Raw genomic sequence first — 6,124 nt, 5'->3', positions numbered from 1 at the left:
CTCGTCGTCGGGCTCGGCGCCACCGGAGCCGGAGCCGCGCTCGACGCCGCCACCCGCGGGCTCAGCGTCGCCGCGATCGACGCCCACGACCTCGCGTTCGGCACCTCCCGCTGGAGCTCCAAACTTGGCCGCGGCTGACGAGCGGGGTGAGGGGGAGCACGAAGGGCTGGGCGCGCACGAGGTGGGGGGCGGTGCGCTCCATGAGGATGCCGCGTTCGACGGCGCTCTCGTGGGCGACGTCGAGCTGTCCCGAGGCGAGGTAGCGCAGTCCGCCGTGGATCAGTTTGGAGCTCCAGCGGGAGGTGCCGAACGCGAGGTCGTGGGCGTCGATCGCGGCGACGCTGAGCCCGCGGGTGGCGGCGTCGAGCGCGGCTCCGGCTCCGGTGGCGCCGAGCCCGACGACGAGGACGTCGACGATCTCGCCGTCGGCGAGCCGGTCCAGTTCGCGCCGGCGCCGCTCGGAGTTCAGCGAGGAGCCGGGCAGGGCGGTGCCGCTCGTGGGCTTCACGGGCTTCATGGCGTGAGGGTCCTCTCCAGGAGGGTGCGCAGCTCGTCGAGGAAGGCGGCTTCGCTCAGTTCGGGATCGGTCTCGTCGGCCATGGTGCGCAGCGAGAGCGTGAAGGACTGGACGACGAGCAGCAGGGACCGGGCCTGCAGATCGGCGTGGACCCGGCGTACGGAACCGTCCTCGTGCCCTTCGTCCAGCGCCGTGACGAGGAGCCCGAGCAGGGCGTCCTGGCTGGCGCCCCGCCGGTCGAGGACGTACGGCAGCAGCAGCTCGGGGTCGACGTCGAGGATCTTCTGGAACAGCGGGTGGGCCCGGAACGCGGCGACCCCCGCCACCAACCCCTCGACGATCCGTTCCCGCTGGGGCCGGTCGTCCTCGTCGAGCGGCATGGCGCCGGCGGCGACGGCGATCCACTCACGGGTCATCAGGTCGCCGACGAGACTGCGCACATCGGGCCAGCGCCGGTACAGCGTCATCCGGGACACGCCGGCCCGCCGGGCGACGTCGGTGAGGGTGGTTCGCCGTACGCCGACGGCGAGCACGCAGTCGCGTGCGGCGTCGAGTACGGGATCTGTGTCCGCATGGTTGTGACGAATGGGCGTCATCTGTCACAGTGTAATACCAGCGCAGGCCGAGCGGCAGCGCCGTCCGTGAAACAGACCGTGAGGAACCTCTCGAAGTGGACATGTTGTGGAGCGGCTGGGGCGACCCGGCCAAGGCGGCACCCCTGCCCGAATCGGTCACCGGCCTGCTGCGGGACCTGCTCGGCGTCACGCCGCGCGAGAGCGGCCCGTCCGCCCTCGCCGACATCGACGTGCCCGCCCCGGCACTGACCGACGAGGCGAGCGCAGCCCTGCGCGCCGCCGTCTCCGCACCGGACGGCGTGCGGGACGACGCCGAGAGCCGCATCCGGCACACCCGGGGCAAGTCGACCCCCGACCTCCTGCGCATCCGCGCCGGCGAGGTCGACGACATCCCGGCCGCCGTCGTCCTCCCCGGCAGCCACGACGAGGTCCTCGCCGTCCTCGCGGCCTGCGCCGAACACGGCCTGTCCGCCGTCCCGTTCGGCGGCGGCACCTCCGTCGTCGGCGGCCTCGCGCCCACCACCAAGCGGCCCTTCGTCGCCCTCGACCTGCGCCGCCTCGACCAGCTCCTCGCCCTCGACGAGGTGTCGCGCACCGCCACCCTGCACCCCGGCCTGCGCGGCCCCCAGTGCGAGGCGCTGCTCAACGAGCGGGGCTGGACGCTCGGTCACTTCCCGCAGTCCTTCGAATGGGCGTCCATCGGCGGCTTCGCCGCGGCCCGCTCCAGCGGCCAGGCCTCGGCCGGATACGGCCGCTTCGACGAGATGGTCCTCGGCCTGAAGGTCGCCACCCCCGAAGGCACGCTGTGGAGCGGCCGGGCCCCGCGCTCCGCGGCCGGACCCGATCTGCGCCAGCTGATCCTCGGCTCCGAAGGCGCCCTCGGCGTGATCACGTCCGTGACCGTACGCATCCGCCCGCTGCCGCAGAAGCGGATCTACGAGGGCTGGCGCTTCGCCTCCTTCGAGGCGGGCACGGCGGCCCTGCGCCGACTCGCCCAGGACGGCCCCCGGCCCACCGTGCTGCGCCTGTCCGACGAGTCGGAGACCTTCATCGGCCTCGCACAGCCGGACGCCATCGGCAACACCGAACTCCCCGAGAACCCGGGCTGCATGGCCATCGTCGGCTTCGAGGGCACCGAGCAGGAGACGGCCGCCCGGCGCGCCGCCGCCCGTGAGGTCCTCCTCGCCTGCGACGGAGAGTTCATCGGTGAGGAGGCCGGCGACAAGTGGGAGCACGGCCGTTACAACGCGCCCTACCTGCGCGACGCGCTCCTCGACGCCGGCGCGTTCGCCGAGACGCTGGAGACGGCCGCCTTCTGGTCCGCGATCCCCGGCCTGTACACGGCGGTACGCTCCGCGCTGACCGCCGCCCTCACCGAGGCCGGCACCCCGCCGCTCGTCATGTGCCACATCTCCCACACGTACGAGAACGGCGCCTCGCTGTACTTCACCGTCGTCTCCGCGCAGGGCGAGGACGCCGTCGCGCACTGGGCGCCGGTGAAGCGGGCGGCCAACGACGCGATCCTGGCGGCGGGCGGCACCATCAGCCACCACCACGGCGTCGGCACCGACCACCGCGACTGGTACGCCCGCGAGATCGGCCCCCTCGGCATCCGCATGCTCCAGGCCGTCAAGGCCGAGATCGACCCGTCCGGAGTGCTCAGCCCCGGGGTCCTGATCCCCGTCCGCTGAGCACCGCCCCCTGCACCCCTCCCTCCCGAACCTCTCCTTCTGCCGCCCGGAGGCCAGATCCATGCGACAGTTCACCGCCGTCGTCAACCCCACCGCAGGGGGTTCCAGCGGCACGGCGGGCCTGCTCCCGCTGGCCCGGCTGCTGCGGGAGGCGGGCGCGCGGCTCGACACCGTCTACAGCCGCAGCCTGGAACACGCACAGGAACTCGCCCGGGAGGCCGGGGCCAAGGGGCACATCGTGCTCGCCGTCGGCGGTGACGGCATGGCCGGCACCGTCGGCGGCGCGCTCAGCGGCACGGACACGGTCTTCGGCCTGGTCCCCGCGGGCCGCGGCAACGACTTCGCGCGCGCCCTGGGACTTCCCACCGACGCGCCGGGCCTCGCCAAGGTGCTGCTCGACGGCGAACCGCGGGCCGTCGACACCATCGAGGTGGAGTCCGCCAGGCACAAGGGGATCCACGTCCTCGGCAGCGTGTACGCGGGTGTCGACGCGGTGGCCAACCGCCACGCCAACGACTCCCGCCTGCTGCGCGGCGCGGCCTCCTACTACGCCGGCGGCCTCCGGGCGGTCCTCGCCTGGAAGCCCGCCGCGTACCGCATCACGATCGACGGGGTCCGGCACGAGCGCACCGGCTACACCGTGGTCGCGGCCAACTCCGGCTTCTACGGCTTCGGGAGGAACATCGCGCCGGACGCGCGGGTCGACGACGGACTCCTCGACGTCGTGGTGATCAAGGAGGCGCCCAAGCGGCTCTTCTTCGCCATGATGAACGAACTGAAGACGGGCGCGCACGTGAAGCGCCCTCAGGTCGAGATCCTGCGCGGCGAGGAGGTCCGCATCGAAGCCGACCGCCCCCTGCCGTACGGCGCGGACGGCGAGGTCGACGCGACCCTGCCGGTCACCCTCAGGGCGAGGCCCGCGGCCCTCCGCGTACTGGCCTGACCACGGTCCGGGACGGCCTCCGGCCCGTGGACACGACCGAGGCCACCCGTCGACGAGCACCCTGGGCCGCGCAACCCTAGCGTGGAGGGTGGGAACCGACCCGACGGAAGGACCACGGGCATGAACACCGGCATGGAGAAGGCCAAGGGCAGGATCAAGGAGATCACCGGGAAGCTCACCGGCCACGAGCGCCTGGAGGCCGAGGGCAGGACGGACCAGATGAAGGCCAAGATCCGTAAGACGATGACGAACGTTCGCCACCGGGCCGAAGGCATCAGGGACTCGCTCAAGCACGACCGCTGACCGTCACGGACGGACTCACCCCGGTGCCCCGCCACGATCCCGACGATGCCGAGCGGCCCGCGGTACGAGCGCGTCCCACCGCGGGCGACCCGGCGCGGAGCCGGTGGCGCGGGACGATCGGTACCTGGCCGGCCGTCGGCCTCGTGGTCGCCGTTCTCGTCGGGGCCAACCTGTTGCTGCACCGCTGGACCGGACCGCTCCGCCTGGTGACGGCCGTCGCGGTCAGCGCCCTGCTCCTCGGTGTGCTCCGCTGGTCGGGCGGCACCCTGGCGGACGCGGGACTGGCACGCGGGACACTGGCCCGGGGTGCGAGATGGGCGCTGGTCCTGATCGGCCTCGTCGGACTCGTCTACGCCGTCGGAGCGCTGCTGCCGGACACCCGCTCGCTGTTCGAGGACCGGCGGTACGACGGGATGACCGGGAGCGAGCTGGCGGCGCGCGTTCTCGTGGTGGTCCCCGTCGGTACCGTCCTGGTGGAGGAGATCGCCTTCCGCGGAGTGCTCTACGGGCTGGTGCGCCGAGCCCGTGGGACGGTCTGGGCGACCACCGTGTCGAGTCTGCTGTTCGGTCTGTGGCACGTCCTGCCGTCCCTCCACCTGGCGGCGGCGAAACCCGCGCTGACGAGCGTCGTCGGCGACTCCGCGCTCGGCGCCGCCCTCGCGATCGCGGCCGCCGTCCTGTTCACGGCGGCGGCGGGCGTCCTGTTCTGCGAACTGCGCCGCCGCAGCGGCAGTCTGCTGGCGCCCATGGGCCTGCACTGGGCGGTCAACGCGCTCGGCTACCTCGTCGGCTTCCTGCTGCGCTGACCGGGCGACCGCGTCGGGCACAGGGGGCTCAGCCGGCCGGCTGGATGATGTCCCGCAGTCGGTCCAGGTCCTGCGGAGCGAAGCCCGAAGGCCTCATGACGGCGTTCCAGCCGTCGACGTACGCGGCCTTGTACGTGTGACCGTGCCCGTCCGGCACGCCCGTGGAGAACGGCAGGTCGGCGGTGACCTGCCAGAAGGTCACGAAGGGGATCCAGACCATCCCTTCCAGCACGTCGCTGCCGGGCGCCTGGCCGATCCAGTCGGGTTCGGAGAACGCCAGATTCGGGCTCCACCAGACGATCGGATCGGACGGGTGCATCAGGTACAGCACCCGCGTGCCGTTCCACTGCGCGCCCTCCGGAGGGATCCCGGCGGTCGGTTCGTCGGTGAACCGTACGGTCCGGCCCTCCTTGTAGACGGGCTCGATCTCCGGACTTCCCGCGTCGCGGTGATCACTGAACTCGCGGAACAGGGTGTTGAAGTTCGGCGGACCGGCGAACAGGGTCCCGGCGGTGCGGTTGCGCAGGTCGTACTCTCCGCTGAAGGCCGTCTCGCCGCCGAACGACCCCAGGCTCTCGCCGGCGACGAACAGCTGCGGGCGCTGGTCCTGGGGCAGCTTGGACCAGACGTCGTAGACCGCGTCGAAGAGCTCCCGACCGGCCTCGCGCGCCTTGGACTGGTCCACGAGGTAGGAGAGCCACGACGGCAGGTACGAGTACTGCATCGCCACGGTGGCGGAGTCGCCGCCGCCGAGGTACTCGAACGAGTCCACGGCGGCGGGGTCGACCCAGCCGCTTCCCGTGGTCGTCATGACGAGCAGGCGTGCGCGCTCGAAGCCGCCGGCCCGCTGGAGGTCCGCGACGGCCCGCTCGGCGCGCGCCTCCGTGTCGTCGGCGGTCTGGAGCCCCGCGTACGCCCGTACGGGCTCAAGTGCCGGGCGGTGGGTGAACGCGCCGATGTCCCGGGCCGACGGCCCGCTGCCGGTGAAGGCCCGGCCCTGGTAGCCCAGCGTGTCCCACGGGACCAGCGAACCGGGCCCGCCGGAGCGCAGGGTGGTGGTGGGCTGGTGCACGCCTTCGGGCGTCTCGTTGTCCCGCAGCGAGAACGCCTCGTTGGTCGCGTTCACGAAGCCGGCAAGCAGTACGCCGCTGACGACGGCCCAGGCCAGGCCCGCCACGACGACCCAGCCGACCACGCGCGCCGCGCGCGGCCCGATCCAGCGGCGGAGGAGACGGGCGAGCCGGCGGTACAGGCGGCGCAGCCCCCGGCCCGCGAGCAGGAGGAGCCAG

General features: G+C 72.9%; 7 protein-coding genes and 1 pseudogene. 5 read left to right on the top strand and 3 right to left on the bottom strand.

Annotated features, from left to right (window positions below):
• Positions 1-138: FAD-dependent oxidoreductase (locus tag CCN56_RS44860; protein ID WP_373412901.1), on the top strand; the 138-nt coding region annotated here is incomplete at its 5' end.
• Here the strand turns inward: CCN56_RS44860 and CCN56_RS25685 are convergent.
• Together CCN56_RS25685 and CCN56_RS25680 are read right to left on the bottom strand one after the other, a co-directional pair.
• Positions 125-517 (bottom strand): annotated as a pseudogene (locus CCN56_RS25685) (FAD-dependent oxidoreductase); the annotation flags it as partial. The gene CCN56_RS44860 and the pseudogene CCN56_RS25685 overlap by 14 nt on opposite strands.
• Entirely contained in the window at positions 514-1,113 is a 600-nt protein-coding gene (locus CCN56_RS25680) for a TetR/AcrR family transcriptional regulator (protein ID WP_086830354.1), read from the bottom strand. The pseudogene CCN56_RS25685 and the gene CCN56_RS25680, both read right to left, overlap by 4 nt.
• 74 nt (positions 1,114-1,187) lie before the next feature.
• On the opposite strand from CCN56_RS25680, the gene CCN56_RS25675 reads away from it, so the two are divergent.
• The 4 genes from CCN56_RS25675 (at position 1,188) to CCN56_RS25660 (ending at position 4,835) form a co-directional block, all read left to right on the top strand.
• The gene (locus CCN56_RS25675; RefSeq protein WP_086830353.1) at positions 1,188-2,783 is read left to right on the top strand and encodes an FAD-binding oxidoreductase; all 1,596 of its coding nucleotides are present in this window, start codon (positions 1,188-1,190) and stop codon (positions 2,781-2,783) included.
• Positions 2,784-2,844: 61 nt separating this feature from the next.
• A complete protein-coding gene (locus CCN56_RS25670) occupies positions 2,845-3,726 on the top strand; it encodes a diacylglycerol kinase family protein (protein WP_086830352.1) in 882 nt (293 codons plus the stop codon).
• A 120-nt stretch (positions 3,727-3,846) separates the two neighbouring features.
• Positions 3,847-4,029, top strand: coding sequence for a CsbD family protein (locus tag CCN56_RS25665; protein WP_256962137.1), 183 nt, complete (start codon positions 3,847-3,849; stop codon positions 4,027-4,029).
• 23 nt (positions 4,030-4,052) lie between these two features.
• Positions 4,053-4,835, top strand: coding sequence for a CPBP family intramembrane glutamic endopeptidase (locus tag CCN56_RS25660; RefSeq protein ID WP_256962136.1), 783 nt, complete (start codon positions 4,053-4,055; stop codon positions 4,833-4,835).
• A 28-nt stretch (positions 4,836-4,863) separates the two neighbouring features.
• Here the strand turns inward: CCN56_RS25660 and CCN56_RS25655 are convergent.
• The coding region (locus CCN56_RS25655; protein WP_256962135.1) for an alpha/beta hydrolase at positions 4,864-6,124 on the bottom strand (1,261 nt) is incomplete at its 5' end.

It is taken from the genome of Streptomyces sp. NRRL B-24572 (genome assembly GCF_002156145.1).
GTDB lineage: Bacteria > Actinomycetota > Actinomycetes > Streptomycetales > Streptomycetaceae > Streptomyces > Streptomyces vietnamensis.
This window is presented reverse-complemented; position numbering and strand designations above follow the sequence as displayed.